This window comes from Agromyces selenitireducens, from assembly GCF_052748465.2.
This window is the reverse complement of the sequence record NZ_CM188259.1, coordinates 3834310-3855073: the sequence shown is the minus strand read 5'-3', so window position 1 is coordinate 3855073 and position 20764 is coordinate 3834310. Positions and strand designations below refer to the sequence as shown.

Here is a 20764-nt window from a genome sequence, read left to right as displayed (position 1 = left end):
CCGGGTTGAGCACCATGAGATGCGACCGGTCACGCCTGTGGTCACGACCTGTGCAGTCCCACGTCGGAGCTCACCATCAGTCGTACCGCGACTCCTCCACCCCTAGCCGCGACACGGGCTTGCCAAGCGGATCGAACGAGACGTCCGATCGGACCTCGCCCCGCGTGTGATTGCCGATCAGCGGAACGGGACCTTCGCCCTGACGGCTCGTCCGTGAGGGCCTGCACCATTAGCGGAGCGACGACGTGGCAGAGAGGAACCGGGATGCCGACGAGGGAGACAGCATCTCGGCCCCTGCGGATCCTCTTCGGCTATGACGCCTCGCGGAGCGCCATGGACGCGGCCGAGACGGCCGCCCGACTGATTCCCGGGGCGTCGGCGACCGTCGTCCACCTGTGGGATCCGCCCTTCGCTTCGCCCGAGTTGCGGCAGCGGCTGGCGGACCGAGCGCAGACCGTCGACCGACTCGTCGACCTCATCGAACAGGAAGGCCGGGCTGAGGCGGAACGCGTCGCAGGCCAAGGCGCCACGCTGGTCCGCGCAGCCGGGTGGGATGCCGAGCAACTGGTGGAGCGCTCCTTCAACGAGGGGTACCAGCTCGCTCGACTGGCCGAACAGAGCGGTTTCGATCTGGTCGTCCTGGGTTCCCGGGGTCTGAGCGGCGCGCGAGCGGTGCTCGGCAGCACGTCCGACATCATGGTGCATGTCAGCCGAGTGCCGGTCCTGGTGATTCCCTTCCCCCTCACGACGTCGGAGCGGGCCGCCGCCGCTTCCGGGCCCGTCCTCATCGCTTTCGACGGCTCACCCGCCGCCGAACTGGCGGCGGAGGCCGCCGCGCGGTTGTTCACGGACCGAACGCTCGTGCGCGTCACCGTCGAATCGTCGAACGAGAGCGAGACGATCGGCGGCAACGATCAGGAGACGGTCCGCATCCCGCTCCACGGTCGACCGGGAAGCGCGCGCGCCGTCGCGGTCGCCCTCGGCGAGTACGCATCCGAGCACGGTGCGGCAGCGATCGTCGTCGGATCCCGAGGCCGGTCGGCCAGCCGAGAACTCCTCCTCGGGAGCGTCGCCAAGGCGGTGCTCCACCACGCGCATCGACCCGTGCTCGTCGTACCCGCGGCACGCCCGGCCTGAGTCGAGGTCAAGCGCCGGCACGCGGTCACTCACGCTCGAGCCCTGCATCGCAGCTGGCGTCGGGAGGGGCGTCAGAAGACTGCACGGTCCTCACGGGCGTCCTTCTCGGTGACCTCGGCCGACGGCTGATCGGCCATCGGCGTGCGGCGTGCGTCGCGGGTCTTGATGAGGCTGGCGACGGTCGCCACGGCGATCGTCGCCGCGATGAACAGCAGTGACAGCCAGATCGGGATCTCGGGGATCACCGTGATCGGCTCGCCGCCGTTGATGAACGGCAACTCGTTCTTGTGCAGGGCGTGGATGAGGAGCTTCACGCCGATGAACGCCAGGATGACCGCCAGCCCCTGAGCGAGGTACGCCAGTCGCTCGAGCAGGCCGCCGATCAGGAAGAAGAGCTGCCGCAACCCCATCAGCGCGAACACGTTGGCCGTGAACACGATGTAGGCCTCCTCCGTCAGCCCGTAGATCGCCGGGATCGAGTCGACGGCGAAGATGAGGTCGACGAAGCCGATGGCGATGATGGTCAGCAGCATCGGCGTCACCCATCGCCGGCCATCCATTCGCACCGTGAGCTTGTCCCCGTGGTACTCGTTCGTCACCGGAAGATGCCGGCGGACGAAACGCATGAACCTGCCGTCGGCAGGGTTCGAATCGCCGTGCGAGAACGCCTGCTGGTAGGCGAGGAACAGCAGCAGCGCACCGAACAGGTAGAAGACCCAGGTGAAGTTCTCGATCAGTGCGGCACCGACGGCGATGAAGATGCCGCGCAGGATCAGCGCGATGACGATGCCGATCATCAGGACCTTCTGCTGGTAGATCTTCGGCACGGCGAAGCTCGCCATCACGATGAGGAAGACGAACAGGTTGTCGATCGACAGCGCCTTCTCGGTCAGATAGCCCGCGAAGTACTCGCCCCCGAACGTCCAGCCTGAGACGACGCCGATACCGACGCCGAACAGCAGCGCGAGGGCGATGTAGAACGCCGACCATCGAGCCGACTCCCCGATCGTCGGCTCGTGGGGCTTGCGCACATGCGCGAAGAACTCGTAGATGAAGAAGGCGACCGTGACCGCGACCGTGATGACCCAGACGAGCGGGGTGACATTCAAGAGAAGCTCCAAGCCTGGCGTGAACGGATCGACGCCAAGGTCTTCTCCATCCCTCGATCAGGAACCGATGGCCCGGGATGCGACGTGCATCCGTAGTGACGAGCGACCGTGCCGGAGTACTCCCCTTGGACTGCCAATCCTAGAGGCCTTCGCCGCGTGCTTCCTGAACAGCGCGCGTTGATGAGTTCGGGCGGATGACCGTCGTCGACGGCTGCTGGGTGCGACAATCCGCTCGAACTTGCGAACATCGAGTGGCTACGACGACCGCCTGGATCGAGCGTCGTGGCCGCCTACAGGTAGTCGAAGTATCGGATCCACCAGCTCGGCTTGCTCGCTAGAACACGGGGGCGGGCACGCGACCGTCGCATGGCTTCCAAAGCGGGCCTCGACGCGCTCGCCGACATCTTCGCGCTCGATGGCCAAGTTGGTGACGCCGGCGCAGTCCGGCGCCATGCATCACCGATCGCGGCCTACTCGACCGGTTCGCCCGCCGAGGTCGGGCAGCCGAGCTGGCCCGCGACCGCGCGCATGTTGGCGGCGGCCCTGGGCACGGTCATGAGGGCGTTGCCGCCGACGATGTGCAGGCCGTAGGCGTCTTCGAGGGCGACGAAGGTCATCGCCAGCTCGTCGTCGGGCAGTGCCGGCGAGAACACACCGGCCTCCCGGCCCGCGGCGAAGATGCGCGTGTAGGTCTCGAGCTGGCGCACGTAGAGCTTCTGCACGAGTTCGTCGTGCAGTGCGGAGTTGCCGGCGAGCACGTCGAACTCGTAGAGCAGGCTCATGAGCGCGTCATCCGGCCCGGTCGGCAGGCCCGCGTCGATCGCCGCGCCCAGCTGTTCACGGGGGTCGGCGAGCGTGGCGACGAGCTCGTCGCGGCGATCGCAGAACCGTTCGACGCCCGCGGTGTGCGCCTCGACGAGCAGCGCGTCGAGGTCCTCGTAGTAGTAGAGCACCGCACCCCGGCTCAGGCCGGCCTGCGCCGCGACATCCGTCAGGGAGAGCGAGCGGAGGCCGTGTCGTCGACCCGCGGCATACGTCGCCTCGATGAGGGCCGCCCGCCGCGCCTCCTGCCTGCGTGGTCGTGCCATGTGCTTGACAGTACCCGAGGGCGCATGGCACGCTTCTCGAATTCTTCGACACCGATGTCGAAGAATTCCGACCACACGGTCGGACCTCGACCATGAAGGGCCGACGAATGTCCAGCCAGACCCCCGCCGGCGGCGCGCCCGCCCGCAGCGCCCCCGCGCTCGACACCTCCGCGACGACCACCAACGGCGAACAGCTGTCCCGCTCGCTCGGCGTCGGCGGCAACGTGCTCATCACGCTCTCGGGCATCTCCCCGGCCTCGAGCGTCTTCATCCTCGGCGGCGCCGCGCTCGCCGGCTACGGGACCGGCGTCTTCTGGGGCTTCGCACTGGCGGGCGTCATCAGCATCCTCATCGCCTTCTGCTACGCCGAGATCGCCTCGCACCATCCGATCGCGGGCGGCGACTACTCCCTCGTGAGCCGCGTGCTCGGGCCGGCATCCGGCGCCGCCGTCTTCTTCATCGGCATGGTCAGCCTGCCGCTGATCATCGCGATCTTCGGGTTGGGCGTCGCCGACTACCTCGGCGTCGCGATCGCCGGAATCGACCCGCTCGCGACCGCGCTCATCGTGATCGCACTCGCGACCGTCACGGCGTGCTTCAACATCCGCACCAACGCCTGGGTGACGGGCGCGTTCCTGTTCGTCGAGATGGCGGCACTCGCCCTCCTCGCCGTCCTCGGTCTCGTGCAGATCGAACGCCCGATCACCGACCTGCTCGACCCGCAGGCCCTCGACGCAGCCACCGGGGGATTGGCTCCGATCGGCATCGCCGGTCTGGTGCTCGTCGTGACGCAGGGCATCTTCTCGTACAACGGCTACGGCGGTGCGGTCTACTTCGCCGAGGAGACGCGGAACGCCAGGCACACGATCGCCCGGGCGGTGCTCTGGAGTGCGATCATCACGGTGCTCGCCGAGCTCATCCCGCTGACCGCGGTGCTCCTCGGTGCCCCGTCGCTCGAGGCGCTCTTCGGCGCCGCGCTTCCCGTCGAGAGCTTCCTCGCCGAGCGAGGCGGGCCGGCCGTGACGATGTTCGTCCTCCTCGGCGTGGCGTTCGCGATCATCAACGCGATCATCGCGATCGCGCTGCAGTCCGGCCGCCTGCTCTTCGCCGCAGCACGGGACGGTGCCGTGCCGGCCGCGCTCGCTCGCCCGCTCTCGCGTGTCTCGGCGACCACGCGGATGCCCGTGCCCGCGACGATCGCGATGGGCGCCCTCGCCCTGGCCGCCTGTTTCATCCCATTCGACCTCCTGCTGAACGCCACCGGGTCGACGCTCGTCTTCAGCTACGGATTCATCGCGGTCGCCGCGCTCGCCGTGCGTCGCTCCGTGCGAGAGGGCGGGCACGACGACGCCTACCGGATGCCGTTCTGGCCGCTCGCTCCCGGCGTCGCGCTGCTGGCGATCGCGGCGCTCTTCGTGATCGGCATCCTCGATCCCGCGCAGTGGCTCAGCCTGGGCATCGCGTTCGGCATCGTCGCCGCGGGATACGCGTACTTCGTGCTCTACCTTCGGCCTCGCGCAGCGTCGGTGCGGATGTTCGACGTCGTCGACGACACCGAGGAGCCGGTGGCATGACCCTCGACCTGCTCATCACCGGCGCCCGCGTGCGCACGTTCGATCACGCTCGACCTTGGGCCGAGGCAGTCGGCATCGCGCGAGACCGCATCGCCTACGTCGGTTCGCTCGCCGACGCCCCTGCGGCACGACGCACGATCGATGCGACCGGCCGGTTCGTGACACCCGGAATCATCGACAGCCACAATCACCTCCTGCTCGGCTTCGACGACGACGCCGTCTCCCTCGAGGGTGCCCGGACGCTGCCGGAGGTGCGCCGCCGGATCGCGGAGTTCGCGAGACGTCGCCCGGACCTGGACTGGATCTGCGCCGAGAACGCGGTGTACTCGATCGTCCCGGACCGTCGACCGAATGCCGCGGACCTCGACGGGCTCGACCCGCTCGGTCGTCCCATCTTCGTGACGACCTACGACCAGCACTCCGTGTGGCTGAACCGCCAGGCCCTCTCCGCTCTCGGCATCACCACTGGCGGGGACATCGCCTGGGGCCGACCCGAACGCGACGCCGGGGGACAGGCGACCGGATGGATCACCGACTTCTACACCAGCGCGATGACCGTGGCAGGATTGGCGGCGCTGCAGCGCGACATCCCGATGTACTCGCCCGATCGCCGCTACCGCAAGCTGCGAGGCAGCATGCGCATGGCTACCGCGCTCGGCATCACCACGGTCGTCGAACCCCAGGTGCCGCTCGCCGAGCTGCCGCTGTTCGAGCGGGCGCTCGCCGAAGGCGTGCTCACCTCGCGGGTGATCGCCGCCCTGTTCCATCCGGTCGGTGCGGATGCCGCGTTCCGGTCGTCGCTCCGCACAGCCGTCGACGATGCGGCAAGGCGAGCGGATGACGCGGGGCTGCTTCGCCTGGGTCCGCTGAAGCTGTACGCCGACGACGTCATCGAGCCGCACACCGCACTCATGCTCGACGACTACGCGAATCGGCCGGGCCTGCGCGGACGCCCGAGCTACGCCGCCGACGGCGGCCGCGAACTCGTCGGCATCGTCAGCGAGCTCGACCGGATGGGATTCCAGACGCACACGCACGCCACCGGCGACGGCGGCATCCGTCTCGCGCTCGACGCGATCGAGCATGCGGCGCGAGTCAACGGCACGAGCGATCGGCGCCACGGGATCGTCCACGTCGAGTGCCTGCATCCCGATGACCTGCCCCGCTTCGCGGCGCTGGACGTCACTGCGGCGATGCAGCCTCGCCACTGTTCACCCGATCTCGTCGGCGGTACCTGGATGGAGAACGTCGGCGAAGGTCGCTGGGATCGGGCGTGGCGGTTCCGCAGCCTGCTCGAGTCCGGAGCGACCGTCGCGTTCTCGAGCGATTGGCAGGTCGGTGAGATGGACCCGCTCGTCGGGCTGTACTCGGCCGCAACCCGTGCCGGCCTCGACGGGTCGGATGCCTGGACCACGGCCGAGCGCGTGGGCCCCGACCGTGCGCTCGAGGCCTACACGGTGCACGGCGCGCGCGCCTGGCACCTCGAGAACGCGCGGGGCCGCATCGCGCCCGGCATGGACGCGGACATCGTCGCGTGGTCGGGCGACCTCTACGCGCACGCCCATGATCCCGCCGCCCTGCTCGGCGAGCACGCCGCGCTCACGGTCGTCGGCGGGCGCGTCGTGCACTCGACCGGCGCGATCGCCGAGCCGGTCGGCGACGCCGTGGGCGAGGATCCGGTGCGGGAGGGCGGCCGAAGCGGCGCCCACGTGCACGCGCACTGAGCCGCCTCCAGAACGGGGCGTCCCGTCCGAGGCTCACCGCGGTGTCGGCGGATGAGCGGTCCGCCGGGACCGTCGGGGTCGACGCGCGCGGGTGGAACCGGGCCGCGGTGAGCACCGGGCCGATGCTGGTGCGACCGTCCATCCTCGCCTCCAGCAGGCCGAGCACCGCTCCCGCGGTCCCGCGCGATCCGGCGCCTCGGGATGCCCGAGGACGTCGCGTGGGACTGCGTCTACCTTGCCTCCGACGAGTCCACCCGGGTCACGGGAGTCAACCTTCCGATCGGTGGCGGATTCATGGCGCGTTGACTGCGGCGTTGTCGAGGGCCCCGCCGTTCTTCGTTCGTGATCGCGGCCGAGACATGGAAGGCAGATTCCGCCGCATCTCTCGACGGACAAGGCGCCGCGCGACCGCGTCGGCGGTCATCCGTCGAGCCGTTCGCCGCCCAGGGTCGCTCCGCTGAGTCTGTGGGCCGGGCCCGAGGGCCCGCCGGCGGCGAGCCGCATGAGCTCGGAAGCGAAATCGACGTCCTCGGCCCCGCGCTCGGCGCGTGACGCGTTCCCCGAGAAGTAGTGGTCATGCTTGTCCCAGTTCTCGTCTGCGATCGCCGATGCGATGCCGCTGCCCACCAACGCGGCCAGTTCGTTCGCCGCCCGCGCGATCCGTCGCCCGAGGTCCGACGAGCTCCAGTCCTCGGGTGCGGCGTACAACGAGGTCGGCGCCGGGATCGACCTGAGGAAGGCGAAGAGCGGCCTCAGCTGCTCATCGACGACCATCGAGTGCCGCGCGCTTCCGCCCGTCGCCGCGAGCACGATCGGCTTCGCAAGCAGGAGGTCGTTGTCGAGCAGGTCGGCGAACGACTTGACCAGCCCGCTGATCCCCGCCTTGTAGACCGGAGTGCCCACCACGATCGCATCGGCGGCGGCCAACCGGTCGATGGCCGCCTGCACCGGTTCGGACGGGAGACCGGAGATGAGCGAGCGGGCGATGTCCACCGCGAGGGGTCCCAGGTCGATTGTCGACACCGTCGCCTCGAACCCCCGCGTCGTGAGCGCATCGATCGCCTTCTGCGTGATCCGGTCGAGCAGCAGCCGCGTGGACGAGGGATCGCTCACGCCGCCGTTGATCACCGCGATCCTGGCCGCTCGGTTCCCTGCAAGTGCCTCGCTCATGATTCCGTCCTCTCAGTCTCTTCGGATGCGTGGGTGCCCGTGGCCTGGGCCGCGGCGAGCAGCTTGCGACTCAGCCTTCCCAGTTCGGCGAGTTCGTCCGCGTCCAGTGCCCGCAGCATCGCCTGAGCGACCTGCGTGGCATGCATCCGACCGCTCGACACCTGCACCGCGGCGCCCTTCTCCGTGAGGAGGATCCGGGTCGCGCGAGCATCGTCGGGGTCGGGGCGGCGCTCGACGAGCCCCCTGCGCTCGAGTCGGTCGACGAGCCGCGAGATGCCAGCCTGCGTCAGCAGGACGTCATCGCAGAGCGCAGTCATGCGCACGCCCTCGGGCGCGCCGGCGAGTGCATACAGCACCCCGTACTCGCGAGGGAGCACTTGGCCCCAGTCGCCCGTGTACTCGAACTCCTGCGCCAGGGTCGCCTGGGCGCGGAACATCGCCTCCCACGTCTCGTTCGCGAGGCGCACCTCGGCGGCCCTCATCAGGCGACCAGGGGAAATCTGGCCCGCTGCGCGGGATCCGAGTCCTGGTAGGGCGAGGTCCCCGAAAGGTTGTCACCTCGGTTCGGGTTGGGCCGAGGCTGGCGCGGCTCGCGGTCGCCGTACTTGGCGGCGACGAGGGAGGCGTGCGTCGGAGCATTCGGAACGTCCGCCGCACGTCGAGCGCCCATCTCCTCGCGCAGCACCGGCACGACCTCCGTGCCGAGGAGCTCGACCTGCTCGAGCGCCATGTCGACCGGCAAAGCGAGGCCGTCGATCGCGAACAGCTGGCGCTGGTAGTCGCCGAAGCCCTCCTGGAATGTCAGCACCTTGTCGATGACCTGCTGCGGGCTGCCGACGGTGAGCGGGGTGGCAGCCATGTGGTCCTCCAGGCGCGAGCCTCGGAACATCGGGTAGTTCTCGTAGTACGGCCGGAAGCGCTCGATCGCGTCCTGCGACCTCTTCGAGATGAACGACATGCCGCCGAGGCCGACGATCGCCTGTTCGGGAGTGCCGTGCCCGTAGTGCGCGTAGCGCTGTCGGTACAGGTCCACCAACGGCTTGAAGTGGAAGTTCGGCGCGAGGATGTGGTTCGCGAAGAACCCGTTTCCGTAGAACGCGGCCTGCTCAGCGATCTCGGGGGTGCGGATCGAGCCGTGCCACACGAACGGCGGCACATCATCGAGCGGCCGAGGCGTGGAGGTGAAGCCCTGGAGCGGCGTGCGGAAGCTCCCCTCCCAGTCGACGACGTCCTCCCGCCAGAGACGGTGCAGGAGGTTGTAGTTCTCGAGCGTGAGCGCGACGCCCTGGCGGATGTCCTTGCCGAACCACGGATACACCGGCACCGTGTTCCCGCGCCCGACCATCAGGTCCAGCCGACCCTTCGCGACGTGCTGCAGCATCGCGTAGTCCTCGGCGATCTTGACCGGGTCGTTCGTCGTCATCAGCGTCACCGCCGTGCTGAGGACGATGTGCTCGGTCATCGCCGAGATGTGCCCGAGCATCGTGGTCGGGGACGAGGGGACGAACGGGGGGTTGTGATGCTCGCCGAGGGCGAAGACGTCGAGCCCGACCTCGTCGGCGCGGACGGCCGTGCGGATGATGTTGTCGATCCGCTCCGCCTCGCTGTAGGTGTATCCGGTCAGCGGATCGGGTGCGATGTCTCCGACGGTGAAGATGCCGAACTGCATGAGTTGCTCCCTGCCGCGCGTCAGCTGTTTGCATGACTGCGCAAACAATGCAACAACATGACTGCGCAAGTATTCCAGTCCTGCACTTCCGTGAGGTCTCTCAGCTCTACGGCCGATCCTGCATCGAGAGTCGTGCCCTGGGCGGCCCTTAGGAGCACAGATGTGTCATTCAGGGCGAGATCCGCACGCGCGCGATCCGGAGGAGGCCTTCGTTTGAGTCCGGGATGCGAACCGCGTCAGTTGCGCGCTCTCGTCGGCACGTCGGCTGAGGTGTGGCGCGTGACGGTCGCTTGCCCTACGTCCGAATCCACCGGACTCGAATCGCCATGACGGGTACCTTCAAGGCATGAGGGTACGTGGATCCAAGCCTGCACAGTTCGGTCGTCCGGACATGCGGCTCCTCCGCCGCACCCTGTTCGGACTGGGCGTGGCGTTCGGCGTGTTCCTGCTCACCGTGCCGGGGCTGCGTCGGTTGCCGCAGGCGGGGCGCACCACGGTCGACGGCGTGACGACGGTGGACGATGCGATGACGAAGGCATCCGCGACCGGCCTGGACGGCTGGGAACTCGTCGGCTTCGTCCAGCATCTCGCCGCCCGCAAGTTCGACTACTCGCGACGGAATCCGTGGGACACTCCCGCCCGCGCGTTCGAGCGCGGCATGGGCTACTGCCAGCAGCAGGCGCTTGCGCTCCGCGAGATCTACGGACGTCTGGGCATCGAGGCCCGCCCGGTCCACGCCCGGTCCTGCCACTTCCCCGCGGGCGAGGTCCACGGCATGCCCGAGCCGGCGGGCATCAGAGGGCATGTCTGGCTCCGCGTCCGCGTCGACGGCGAGGAGCGCGACGTGTGCTGCGGCGACGAGGGGAACACGCCCGGAAACGTCCACTTCACCATCCTGTCTCGGGTACATGAGCTGTACCCCTGGCTCTGGCCGTTCACCCACCTCGGCTCGGTGCTCGAGAACGTCCGGCGCGACTGGGTCGCCCGCCAGAGATACGCGCGCGGCTCCTAGGCCGTGTCGATTTGTGGGTCGGCGTTGGGTCTTCACTTCACCGATGCCAACGGGTTGCTCGCCCGTCGCCGTCGGAGGAGGCGAAGTCCGTGGCTTCCGGGCGATATCAGGCCGCGTCGCTTCGGACTGACGAAATCGCGGCATCTCCCAGGATCAGGATCTTGCGGTCGAGGGCGCTGCACCCCAGCCACCGTTGCTCACCTCGCGCCACGGTTCGAGCGTAGGTGAGTCGATCCCGCAATCAGGATCGCGTGCCGTCTGCTTAGGAAGCAGAAGTTCCTCAGTGCCGGTTCACGGTGCTTCACTCGGGCTCACGAGCCGCAGGATTCCGCGGACAGTGAGACGCAATGAGTTGTGGTGAACTCGGCAAAACCGTGAGTTAATCGTGAGCGACCTCGCGGCGAGCGATGGCGGGGATGCGGATTGCAGGCTGGTGTTGAGTCGGCCCGAATGATTCGAGGCGGGGGCGCGAAGGCCCCCGCCTCGTGGGCTCGAACCGCTGATTCCATCCCGCGGATCTCGTCTGTCGTCGCCCTGAGCGACTACTTCGGTTCGTCGCCCAACTCATGCGGCCTACACCGTCACGTCGGAGCTCCACGGGAATCGATGCCGATCGCTACCAGGCCGGCGAGCAGCGCCGTGGCGCGACGCGCGACGTCTCCGGGCTCGCCCTCGTTGTCGATCGCGATGCCGATCTCGTCAGGAGCGAGGGCTTCGAGGGTCTCGAACTGGGAGTCGAGCAGGCTGGAGGGCATGAAGTGCCCGGTCCGTTCGTCGAGCCTCTCTGCGATGCGGTCGCGTTCGGCGAGCAGGTGCACGAACGCCACACGCCCTTGGCCTGAGTTCGCGATCCGGTCGCGATACCGGCGTCGCAGGGCCGAGCACGCCACGACGACCGAGCGCCCTTCGGCGAGTTGTTCGTCCATCGCCGCGGCCAGGTCGGCCAGCCACGGCCATCTGTCCTCATCGGTGAGCGGGATGCCGGCGGCCATCTTCGCTCGATTCTCGGCGGGGTGGAGGTCGTCGGCGTCGATGAACCGTCCTTTCAGCTCGTTCGCGAGGAGCGAGCCGATCGTCGACTTGCCGGAGCCGGAGACGCCCATCACGACAATCCCGACCGCCGTCCCTGAGCCTTCTATGGGTGCACACACACCGTCTACCAATCGTGGACGGTGCCGTCGGCGAGGCGGTTGTACGGCAGGTAGGCCCGGACGTACGGGTACTTCCCGGCCTCGTCCACGTCGAGTTCGACTCCGAGTCCGGGCTGGTCGCCGGGGTGCAGGAAGCCGTCGTTCCAGGTGTACGACTGCTGGAAGACCGCACTCGTCTTCTCGCCGTGCTGCATGTACTCCTGGATGCCGAAGTTGTGGATGGCGAGGCCGAGGTGCATCGCGGCGGCCATGCCGACGGGTGAGACATCCGTCGGGCCGTGCATGCCCGACTTGATCTGGTATTGACTGGCGTAGTCGAGCACCTTCTTCAGGTGCGTGATTCCGCCCGTGTGGGTGACTGCGGAACGGACGTAGTCGATGAGCTGCTCGCGGATGATCTGCTGGTAGTCCCAGACCGTGTTGAAGATCTCGCCGATCGCGAGCGGCGTGGTCGTGTGCTGGCGTACCAGGCGCAGCGCCTCCTGGTTCTCGGCGGGCGTGCAGTCCTCGAGCCAGAACAGGTCGTACGGCTCGAGCGACTTGCCGAGCTGCGCGGCCTGGATCGGCGTCATCCGGTGGTGGCCGTCATGCAACAGCGGCACGTCGGGGCCGAACTCGTTGCGCACCGCCTCGAACACGGTCGGGATGTGCCGGAGGTAGCTGCGGGTGTCCCAATCCTCCTCGTTCGGCAGTCCGCCACGCTGGGCGGGCTCATGGTCGTACCTGACCCCTTCGTTGGCCTCGTAGGTGGCATTCGACGCAATTCCGTAGATCGACTTCAGGCCCGGCACGCCGGTCTGGATCCGGATCGCACGATAGCCCTCCGCCTGGTGCTCGCGGACGCTGTCGAAGAGCTCCTCGGTGTCCTTCCCGGAGGCGTGCCCGTATGCGATCAGGCCGTTGCGGGAGGCGCCGCCGAGCAGCTGGTAGACGGGCATGCCGGCGGCCTTGCCCTTGATGTCCCAGAGGGCCATGTCGACAGCGGCGATCGCGGCCATCGTGACGGGGCCGCGACGCCAGTAGGCGCTGCGATAGAGGAACTGCCAGGTGTCCTCGATCCGGCTGGCGTCCCTGCCGGCCAGGAGAGGGACGACGTGCTCGGTCAGGTAGGCGACCACGGCGAGCTCGCGTCCGTTCAGCGTCGCGTCGCCGAGGCCGGTGAGCCCGTCGTCGGTGGTCAGCTTGAGCGTCACGAAGTTCCGGTCCGGGCTCGTCACGATGACTTCGGCCCTGTCGATGATCACGGTGGATGTTCCTTTCTGGATGGTGCGATGCGTGGGTGCGTCGGTCAGTCGAGCCGGCGGGATGCCGCGGCGACCTCGGCGACGAGGCGCGGATGGTCGGACAGGCTCGGTTCGAGGAGGTCGAGGAGCCCGGCGACGGCGCGATCGCCGCCCTCGTTCGCGGCGCGTGCGATGGCATCGTGTGACCGATCCGGGGGCAGCGTTCCGGCGCGCGCGGCGTGCACCCATGCCCCGAGTACATGGACGCAGGCGGCTCCATCGCGGCCCGCTGCCCGCTCAGCGAGCAGCACGGGCACGATCCGGACGCGCAGTTTGGTGGTGCCGTCCTCGCCGATCTGGGCGAGGAGGTGCTCGATGCGGTGGTTGTCGAAGCGCTCGAGGAGTGCGGCGCGATATCGGTCGAGTTCGAGCCCGGCATCCGACGGCAGGTGCGGAACGGCCTCGTCCCAGAACTGCTGGACCCGCTCGCGGATGGCGCTGTCGCCGATCGCCTCGGCGACGGTCCGGTGGCCGCGTGCCGCTCCGGTGTAGGCCATCAGCGTGTGCGAGCCGTTCAGGAGCCAGAGCTTGCGCCGCTCGAACGGGTCGACGTCGTCGACGAACCGTGCGCCTGCGCGCTCCCACTCCGGCCGGCCGGCGGGGAAGTCCCCACTCAGCACCCAGTCGTGGAACGGCTCCGTCACGACCGGCGAGCGGTCGATCCATCCGGTCGAGGCGGCCACGGTCTCGAGGTCGCCGGTCGTCGTCTTCGGCGTGATTCGATCCACCGAGGTCGACACGAAGCTCACGTCCGACCGGAGGTAATCGGCGGTACCCGGACTCGACTCCGCAAGCGCGAGCAGACCGCTCCGGAGGAGTTCGCCGTTCGCGGGAAGGTTGTCGCAGGACACGATGGCCACTGGGCCGCCATCCGTACGGCGCCGGACCTCGAGCGCGGTGAGCAGTCTGGCCAGGGCGGTCTGTGGCCCGTCGGTGACGTCGAATGCAGCGGCGCTGAGCGCGTGCTGGAGCCACTCGCGGTCGGCGGCGACCGCCGGGTCGGAGCCGTCCGGCCGCCCCGTGGCGTCGAGGGCGTACCCCGCTTCGGTGATGGTCAGTGTGACGACCGACGTCTCGGGCGAGGCGACGGTCTCCACGAGTCGCGCGAGGTCGCCGCCGTCGATGGCGCGGGAGATGCTGGCGATCACCGAGAGGTCGTCGCCCGCGGCGGAGCGCTCGATCAGGGTGAACAGGCTGTCCTGCGCGGCCAGTTCGAGCGCGGCGTCGGGGCGGCGTCCGGTGAACGCGGCGATGCCCCATTCGCCCGCTGGATCCGCTGCGTGCGTGTACCAGGCCTGGTGGGCGCGGTGGAACGCGCCCAGCCCGAGGTGGGCGATTCGAACCGGCGAGGGTTCTGCAGGTCGGCCGGTGCGGCGGGCGAGTGCCGCGCGTGAGAGCGGCTCCCGGACGAGCGGCGCTTGTCCGGCTGGTCGGGTCGTCGTCACAGCTTGAACACCTTCCGGGGCAACGCATCGACGAGCTCGACGGCGATCCGCTCGGCGGCGGGGAGGCTCAGGCGTCCTTCGTTGACGAGTCGCGCCAGGAAGGCGCAATCGAGTCGTCTGGCCATGTCGTGGCGTGCCGGGATGGACAGGAACGCGCGGGTGTCGTCGATGAAGCCGGATCCGCGCGAGAAGCCGGCGGTCTCAGTGACGGCGGCACGGAAGCGCAGGACGGCGTCGGGTGCATCCAGGAACCACCACGGTGCGCCGATGAACACGCTGGGGTAGAACCCGGCGAGTGGGGCGATCTCTCGTGAGTAGGCGGTCTCGTCGACGGCGAACAGGACGAGGTGCAGATTCGGGTCCAGCCCGTGCCGCTCGAGGAGCGGGCGCAGGTTCTCGGTGTACTCGGTGCGAACCGGAATGTCGTGCCCGGTGTCGGGTCCGAGCCGCCGAAACGTGGCTTCCGAGTGGTTGCGGAAGACTCCCGGGTGGATCGTCATGACGAGGCCGTCGCGCGCGCTCATGCCGGCCATCCGGAGCAGCATGTTGCCGCGGAAGGCCCGCGCTCCCGCTGGGGCGAGGGTGCCTGCAACGGCCTGGCGGTAGAGCGCAGCAGCGTCTTCGTCGGAGAGGTCGACGGTGTACGGTTCGCGAACGCCGTGATCGGCCGAGACCGCACCATGGGACAGGAAGTGGGCGCGACGGGACTCGAGCGCCTCCAGGTAGCCGGCGAAGTCGTCGGGAGCGGTGCCGTGCCATCCAGTCAGGCGCTCGACCCGAGCGGTGAAGTCGCTCGCCTCGGGGTCCAGGTAGGCATCGGGGCGGAACGTCGGAAGGATCCGGCCACGGAATCCGGGATCGCTCGCGAGTGCGGCGTGCGCCCCAAGGTCATCCATCGGGTCGTCAGTCGTCGCAAGGACCTCGATGCCGAATCGGTCGAACAGGGCCCGCGGTCGGTAGTCCGGTTGGTCGAGTCGCTCGGCGATCGCGTCGTAGATGACGTCGGCCGTCTCGTCCGACGGTTCGACGTCGATGCCGAACAAGGTCGCGAACTCGTGCGTCAGCCAGTATCCCGATGCCGTACCGGCGAACAGGTGCCAGTTCGCGGCGAAGGCGCGCCACACCTCGCGCGGCTCAGCGCGCGCGCTGCTCCCCACGCCGAGGGTGGCCAGGTCGATGCCGGCCGAGTGCAGCAGCCGCGTCACGTAGTGATCGCGTCGGATGAACAGCTCTGCGGGATCGGAGAACGGTTCGTCCTCCAGCAGCAGCATCGGGTCGACGTGGCCGTGGGGCGAGATGATCGGGAGCGCGGCGACCGAAGCGTACAAGGCGCGCGCCGTTTCCCGCGTCGCCGGATCGGCGGGCAGCAGTCGGTCGGGGTCGAGGTCGAGCGTGATTGGCACCGGATCATGAGAGCATCGGCGTTCGGGACCGTCAACCGGTTGCCATCGCTTGCCGTGGACGCGCCGGGAACGGCCTTTCCGGCAGTACGCGCGTCAGTCGGCCGACTCGTCCTCGAGGTCCACGGACACATGGCGGAACCCTGCGGAGCGAACGGCCTTGATGATCTCCGCACGGAGGAGCCCGGCCCAGATCGCCGGGTCAGCGGAGGAATGCACCCTGAGGCGAGCGAGATCGCCGTGGTGGTACACGCGCACCCCCTCGATGCCGAGGCGGCGCAGTTCTGCTTCCGCCACCGCGACCTGCGCGCTCGTCTCGGAGGCGCGCTGCGGGGACGTGTCCGGGTTCTCCATCGCCCTGAGTCTCGGGGGGCCGGCGGGGTTCCCACGTGAGTTGCCGTGTGTTGCATCAGAAGACGGGTCTGGGGCGGAAACCGGTTGCACGTCGGTGCGCGGCCGCCTAGTATCCGCCGCATGCCCGACGCCGACTCCGATGCCACTCGCCGTTCCGGGCCGACCATCTACGACGTGGCGGCCGCCTGCGGTGTTGCCCCGTCGACCGTGTCCAGGACGTTCTCCCGTCCGGGCCGGGTCAACGCCGAGACCGCGGAGCGCATCCGACAGGTCGCGGCAGAGATGGGCTACCGGGCGAATCCGCTCGCCCGGGCCCTGCCGACAGGGCGGACTTCGCTGCTCGCGGTGATCGTCGCCGACGTGACGAACCCGTTCTTCTTCGACATCCTCCGGGGGGCCGAGACGGCTGCGGACGAGGCGGGGTACACCCTCCTCGTCGCGGACGTGCAGGAGTCGGTCGACGCTGAACGCCGCGCCCTCGACCGCGCCATCCCGATGGTCGAGGGCGTGGTGCTCGCCACCTCGCGAATGTCGGATTCCTCCATTCGCGTGGCCGCGAAGCAACGGCCGACGGTGGTGCTCAACCGATCGATGACGGATGTCTCGAGCGTCGCGCCCGACAACGCTCGCGGTATGCGGCGTGCGGTGGAGCATCTCGCGGCGCTGGGACACACGAGTCTGACGTATCTCGCCGGACCGGAGGCATCCTGGGCCGACGGAGTGAGATGGCAGGCGCTGCGCGAGGCGGCCTACGAGCTCGACCTCAAGGCGCGGCGACTCGGGCCATTCCCGCCGACGCAGGCGGGGGGCATCGCGGCGGCTCAGGCGTTCGCAAGAAGTCCCGGCACGTGCGCGATCGCCTACAACGACCTCATCGCGATCGGCGCGATGCGAGGGATGACGCGGCTGGGAGCGCGCATCCCGCAGGACGTCTCCATCGTCGGCTTCGACAACATCTTCGGGGCCGATTTCTGCACGCCCGCGTTGACGACCGTCGCGGCGCCGCTCCGCCAACTCGGCGCCCTCGCCGTCGAGACCTTGATCAGGGAGCTGCGTAGCGGTGCTCGCCGCTCCGGATCCCCGGCGCGGGTCCGGTCAGCCCTCCTTCCCACTCGGCTCCTCGAGCGGGATTCCACCGCGCTGGCGCCACGGCGACGCCGCGCCTGGGCGGCCTCGCCCGGCGGCAAGTGAGTGGGAAGCGAGTCGACGCCGCTGCGGAGACAACACATGGCAACCCGTTGCCATCAGGTATCGCAGCCCATGAAATTGACCGTCGAGACGAGGCAGCCCAACCTCGTCGCTCCACCGCACCTCGGCTGAGGTCGTCCGGCGCGAAGCGCCGGCCACGGCAGCCCTTGCATCGATTGTTCAAAGGAGACACAGATGAGCACGACGACGAAACTCCTCGTCGGATCCGCGGCCGGCCTCGTGGCGCTGGTCCTGACCGGCTGTGGCGGTGCCACGGCCGAAGGCAACGGCAATGGCGGCGACGGCGGCGAGGCCGCCGCGCCCAAGACCCTCCGCCTGGCCCTCAACCAGACCGAGGAGCACCCCTCCTACATCGCATTGGACGAGTTCGGCCAGCGGCTGAGCGAGGCCACCGACGGCCGCTGGACGATCGACGTCTATCCGAACGAGACACTCGGTGCACAGGCCGAGTCGCTGCAGCTCGTCGGCGACGGGTCGGTCGACATGGCGATCGTGTCCGGAGCGCAGCTCGAGACGCTGTCGCAGGACTTCGTCGCGCTGAGCGTGCCGACGGTCTTCGACTCGATCGAGCACCAGATGTCCGTGGTCAACGACACGGAGGTCGTCGGCGACCTCTACACGTCGCTCGAGGACAGCAACAGCCTCACCGTCATCGGCGGCTTCACCCAGGGTGCCCGAAGCTTCTACATCAAGGACGGCACGGTCGAGACGCCGGAGGACCTTGCGGGCAAGAAGCTCCGGGTCCAGGAGAGTGAGCTCTTCATCGCCCTCGTCGAGGCACTGGGCGCCTCGCCCACGCCGATGGCATTCGGCGAGGTGTACACCGGCCTGCAGTCGGGCGTCATCGACGGCGCCGAGAACAACGAGGTGTCGTATTTCACGCAGAAGCACTTCGAGGTCGCCCCGTCCTTCTCGTACACCAACCACCTCATCGGGACCGACTACCTCATCATCAACAGTGACCTGCTCGCAGAGATGTCGGAGGACGACCGAGCCGCATTCGACGAGGAGTGGACCGCCGCCTGGGAGCAGCACACCGAGCTCTGGACCGACGCGACCGAGCAGGCTATCGAGGACGCCGAGGCAGGCGGGGCGTCGTTCAACGAGGTCGACGAGGACGCCTTCACCGAGGCGCTCGAGCCGCTCGTCGACGAGTTCCTCACCGAGGACAGCCAGATCGAGCTCTACGAAGCCGCGCGCGGCGCAGCCAAGTAGCGTGACCGGCCGGATGGGAGCGGCGCCCGACGTCCTCCCATCCGGCCTCCTGCAGCAGACGGAGGAACCGTGAACAACCCTGACGAGACGCCGGAGCCCACGCCCGCCGAGCCGCCGGTGCGCTGGAACGGCGTGATCCGGCCGCTCGACGCCATCCGCCGCGTCTTGGATCGAACCCTCGCCATCATCTGCATCGTGACGTTCGTCGCGCTCGTCTCGATCGTCGTCTGGCAGGTCTTCACGCGTCTGGTCCTCCGGGACTCAGCCCCGTGGACGGAGGAGGCCTCGAGGTACACCTTCGTCGTGCTCGCGATGCTCGCGATCGCCCTGGTCTTCTCCGAGCGCGGGCACATCGCGGTCGAGATCGTCGTCACTCGCCTCCCGACTCCGGCTCAACGCGTCGTCGCCGTGCTCGTGGAACTGCTCGTAGCCTTCTTCGCGGTGTTCGTACTCGTCATCGGCGGCATCCGCGTCATCGAGAACGCCTGGGGCCAGCAACTCGCGACCATCCCGCTCAGCGTCGGACAGATCTACCTCGTCGTCCCCGTCGCCGGCATCCTCATCACCTTCTACTCCCTCCTCCACCTGCTCAAGGTGGTCGCCGGCGCCGAGACCCCGTTCCCGCCCGTCGACGAAGCCGCCGAATCCGTCTGAAGGACACCATGGACACCCTTGCCGTCGTCTCCATCGTCCTGCTCGGAGGGATCGCCCTCGGAATCGCTCTCGGCCTGCCCGTCGCTGTGGCGATGGGGCTGCCCTCCGCCATCGCGATCGCCCTGCTCCTCGGCTGGGAGGGTGCAGCGCTGACCTCAGCACAGCGCATGTTCGCCGGCACCAATTCGTTCGCTCTGCTCGCCATCCCCTTCTTCATCCTGGCTGGCGGGCTCATGAACACCGGCGGGATCGCCGCCCGACTCATCGACCTCGCGAAGGTGCTCTCCGGTCGCCTGCCCGGGTCCCTCGCCCAGACGACGGTCGTCGCGAACACCATGTTCGGCGCCGTCTCCGGCGCGTCCGTCGCGTCAGCAGCGGCCGTAGGCACCGTGTTGTCGCCACGGATGAAGAAGGAGGGCTACGACCCTTCCTTCACTGCAGCCGTGAACGCCGCCTCCTCGCCGGCAGGCATGCTGATCCCGCCGAGCAACACGTTCATCATCTACTCGCTCGTCTCGGGCACGTCGATCGCCGCCCTCTTCCTCGCCGGGGTGGGCCCCGGGCTGCTGTGGTCGCTGCTGTGCGCGCTGGTCGTGCTGATCTACGTGCGCAAGCGACCGGAGCTGCGGGCGTCGGAGCGGCCCACGGTGCGCGAGGGGTTCATCGTGTTCCTCCGCGCCATTCCGGCGCTCGGGATGATCTTCGTGGTCATCGGCGGCATCCTGCTCGGATGGTTCACCGCCACCGAGTCCTCCGTGATTGCCGTCGTGTACTCGCTCGTGCTCGGCTTCGTCCAACGGACCCTCGACTGGCGCAAGCTCCCCGCCATCGTCCTGGAAGCCGCGAAGACCACGGCCATCGTCATGCTGCTGATCGGAGTCTCGGGCATCCTCGCCTGGGTGCTGTCGTTCGCGCGCATCCCGGAGACGATCACGGCCGGTCTTCTCGGGCTGACCGACAACACCGCCATCATCCTGATCATCATCATGGTCGTCCTGCTGCTGGCGGGCACCGTGATGGACCCGACTCCCGCCATCCTGATCTTCACGCCGATCTTGCTGCCCGTCGTCACCGCCCTCGGCGTCAGCCCGATCCACTTCGGCGCGATGATGGTGTTCAACATGTGCCTCGGCAACATCTCGCCACCGGTCGGAAACAACATCTTCGTCGCCGCTCGCGTCGCGAGGGTGCGCATCGAACCCGTGTTCGGACGCATCATGCCGTTCTTCTGGGCGCTCTGCGCGGGCCTGCTCCTCGTGACGTTCTGGGAGCCGCTGTCGCTCTGGCTGCCGCAGGCATTCGGGCTCATCCGTCCGTGATGCGCTGACGGAGCGCGCGCCTGCCGTTCGCGCGCCGCCGACCGATGCGCCGCCGCACCTCGCCTCGCCCGGAACGAGGTGCGGCGGCATTCCCGCCGTTCGGCATGGTTCTGGACATGGCGCGCGTCAGGCGTGCCGTCCACGTATCCACGTCGCATGAAACCGATGGCAACCGCTTCCGTCTGCGGCCGCATGACGCGGAAACTGTGACCCCCGGGACACGCCCGGGCGCCGTCGTGGGCATCGCCCCG

Annotated in this window: 19 protein-coding genes; 9 read left to right on the top strand and 10 right to left on the bottom strand. The window is 68.7% G+C overall.

The window, feature by feature from the left end:
• The first annotated feature begins 333 nt into the window (after positions 1 to 333).
• Positions 334 to 1137: a universal stress protein gene (locus tag ACULK4_RS18050; RefSeq protein WP_501043342.1), complete on the top strand. Its 804-nt coding sequence runs from the start codon at positions 334 to 336 to the stop codon at positions 1135 to 1137.
• Positions 1138 to 1208: 71 nt separating this feature from the next.
• Here ACULK4_RS18050 and ACULK4_RS18045 read toward each other — a convergent pair whose 3' ends face one another.
• Positions 1209 to 2246 carry a TerC family protein gene (locus ACULK4_RS18045; protein WP_445963770.1) on the bottom strand — a complete coding sequence of 346 codons (1038 nt, stop codon included), beginning with the start codon at positions 2244 to 2246 and terminating at the stop codon, positions 1209 to 1211.
• 470 nt (positions 2247 to 2716) lie between these two features.
• Positions 2717 to 3334 (bottom strand): TetR/AcrR family transcriptional regulator, encoded by a 618-nt coding sequence (locus ACULK4_RS18040; RefSeq protein WP_445963769.1) that lies wholly within the window; start codon positions 3332 to 3334, stop codon positions 2717 to 2719.
• A 107-nt stretch (positions 3335 to 3441) separates the two neighbouring features.
• Between ACULK4_RS18040 and ACULK4_RS18035 the strand changes: the two genes are divergently transcribed.
• From ACULK4_RS18035 to ACULK4_RS18025, 3 genes are all read left to right on the top strand, one after another.
• On the top strand, positions 3442 to 4908 hold the full coding sequence (locus ACULK4_RS18035; RefSeq protein WP_445963768.1) for an APC family permease: 1467 nt from the start codon (positions 3442 to 3444) through the stop codon (positions 4906 to 4908).
• Positions 4905 to 6632: an amidohydrolase gene (locus ACULK4_RS18030; RefSeq protein ID WP_445963767.1), complete on the top strand. Its 1728-nt coding sequence runs from the start codon at positions 4905 to 4907 to the stop codon at positions 6630 to 6632. Before ACULK4_RS18035 ends, ACULK4_RS18030 begins: the two co-directional genes overlap by 4 nt.
• Before the next feature lie 201 nt (positions 6633 to 6833).
• Positions 6834 to 6938, top strand: coding sequence for a hypothetical protein (locus ACULK4_RS18025; protein ID WP_501043341.1), 105 nt, complete (start codon positions 6834 to 6836; stop codon positions 6936 to 6938).
• 114 nt (positions 6939 to 7052) lie between these two features.
• Here ACULK4_RS18025 and ACULK4_RS18020 read toward each other — a convergent pair whose 3' ends face one another.
• The 3 genes from ACULK4_RS18020 to ACULK4_RS18010 are packed head-to-tail and all read right to left on the bottom strand — an operon-like array spanning position 7053 to position 9471.
• Positions 7053 to 7802 carry a CE1759 family FMN reductase gene (locus tag ACULK4_RS18020; protein WP_445963766.1) on the bottom strand — a complete coding sequence of 250 codons (750 nt, stop codon included), beginning with the start codon at positions 7800 to 7802 and terminating at the stop codon, positions 7053 to 7055.
• Positions 7799 to 8284 carry a MarR family winged helix-turn-helix transcriptional regulator gene (locus tag ACULK4_RS18015; RefSeq protein ID WP_445963765.1) on the bottom strand — a complete coding sequence of 162 codons (486 nt, stop codon included), beginning with the start codon at positions 8282 to 8284 and terminating at the stop codon, positions 7799 to 7801. Before ACULK4_RS18015 ends, ACULK4_RS18020 begins: the two co-directional genes overlap by 4 nt.
• Complete coding sequence (locus tag ACULK4_RS18010) at positions 8284 to 9471, bottom strand: CE1758 family FMN-dependent luciferase-like monooxygenase (protein WP_445963764.1); 1188 nt, start codon at positions 9469 to 9471, stop codon at positions 8284 to 8286. The genes ACULK4_RS18015 and ACULK4_RS18010 overlap by 1 nt, the downstream gene beginning before the upstream one ends.
• Before the next feature lie 346 nt (positions 9472 to 9817).
• Here ACULK4_RS18010 and ACULK4_RS18005 point away from each other — a divergent pair, with 346 nt between their 5' ends.
• Positions 9818 to 10483, top strand: coding sequence for a transglutaminase-like domain-containing protein (locus tag ACULK4_RS18005; RefSeq protein ID WP_445963763.1), 666 nt, complete (start codon positions 9818 to 9820; stop codon positions 10481 to 10483).
• A gap of 581 nt (positions 10484 to 11064) precedes the next feature.
• Here the strand turns inward: ACULK4_RS18005 and ACULK4_RS18000 are convergent.
• The 5 genes from ACULK4_RS18000 to ACULK4_RS17980 all read right to left on the bottom strand — a co-directional run bounded on the left by ACULK4_RS18000 (position 11065) and on the right by ACULK4_RS17980 (position 16116).
• A complete protein-coding gene (locus tag ACULK4_RS18000) occupies positions 11065 to 11646 on the bottom strand; it encodes a gluconokinase, GntK/IdnK-type (protein ID WP_501043340.1) in 582 nt (193 codons plus the stop codon).
• The gene (manD, locus tag ACULK4_RS17995; protein WP_445963761.1) at positions 11640 to 12878 is read right to left on the bottom strand and encodes a D-mannonate dehydratase ManD; all 1239 of its coding nucleotides are present in this window, start codon (positions 12876 to 12878) and stop codon (positions 11640 to 11642) included. Before manD ends, ACULK4_RS18000 begins: the two co-directional genes overlap by 7 nt.
• A gap of 44 nt (positions 12879 to 12922) precedes the next feature.
• Positions 12923 to 14362, bottom strand: a complete 1440-nt coding sequence (locus tag ACULK4_RS17990; protein WP_445963760.1) for a mannitol dehydrogenase family protein — start codon at positions 14360 to 14362, stop codon at positions 12923 to 12925.
• Positions 14359 to 15759 carry a glucuronate isomerase gene (gene uxaC / locus ACULK4_RS17985; protein WP_445964144.1) on the bottom strand — a complete coding sequence of 467 codons (1401 nt, stop codon included), beginning with the start codon at positions 15757 to 15759 and terminating at the stop codon, positions 14359 to 14361. The genes ACULK4_RS17990 and uxaC overlap by 4 nt, the downstream gene beginning before the upstream one ends.
• Before the next feature lie 99 nt (positions 15760 to 15858).
• Positions 15859 to 16116 (bottom strand): adenine nucleotide alpha-hydrolase family protein, encoded by a 258-nt coding sequence (locus tag ACULK4_RS17980; protein ID WP_445963759.1) that lies wholly within the window; start codon positions 16114 to 16116, stop codon positions 15859 to 15861.
• A gap of 120 nt (positions 16117 to 16236) precedes the next feature.
• Here ACULK4_RS17980 and ACULK4_RS17975 point away from each other — a divergent pair, with 120 nt between their 5' ends.
• The 4 genes from ACULK4_RS17975 to ACULK4_RS17960 all read left to right on the top strand — a co-directional run bounded on the left by ACULK4_RS17975 (position 16237) and on the right by ACULK4_RS17960 (position 20513).
• Entirely contained in the window at positions 16237 to 17307 is a 1071-nt protein-coding gene (locus ACULK4_RS17975) for a LacI family DNA-binding transcriptional regulator (protein WP_445963758.1), read from the top strand.
• 192 nt (positions 17308 to 17499) lie between these two features.
• Positions 17500 to 18540: a TRAP transporter substrate-binding protein gene (locus ACULK4_RS17970; RefSeq protein ID WP_445963757.1), complete on the top strand. Its 1041-nt coding sequence runs from the start codon at positions 17500 to 17502 to the stop codon at positions 18538 to 18540.
• A 69-nt stretch (positions 18541 to 18609) separates the two neighbouring features.
• Positions 18610 to 19194, top strand: coding sequence for a TRAP transporter small permease (locus tag ACULK4_RS17965; protein WP_445963756.1), 585 nt, complete (start codon positions 18610 to 18612; stop codon positions 19192 to 19194).
• A gap of 8 nt (positions 19195 to 19202) precedes the next feature.
• Positions 19203 to 20513: a TRAP transporter large permease gene (locus ACULK4_RS17960; RefSeq protein ID WP_445963755.1), complete on the top strand. Its 1311-nt coding sequence runs from the start codon at positions 19203 to 19205 to the stop codon at positions 20511 to 20513.
• The last annotated feature ends 251 nt before the right edge of the window (positions 20514 to 20764 follow it).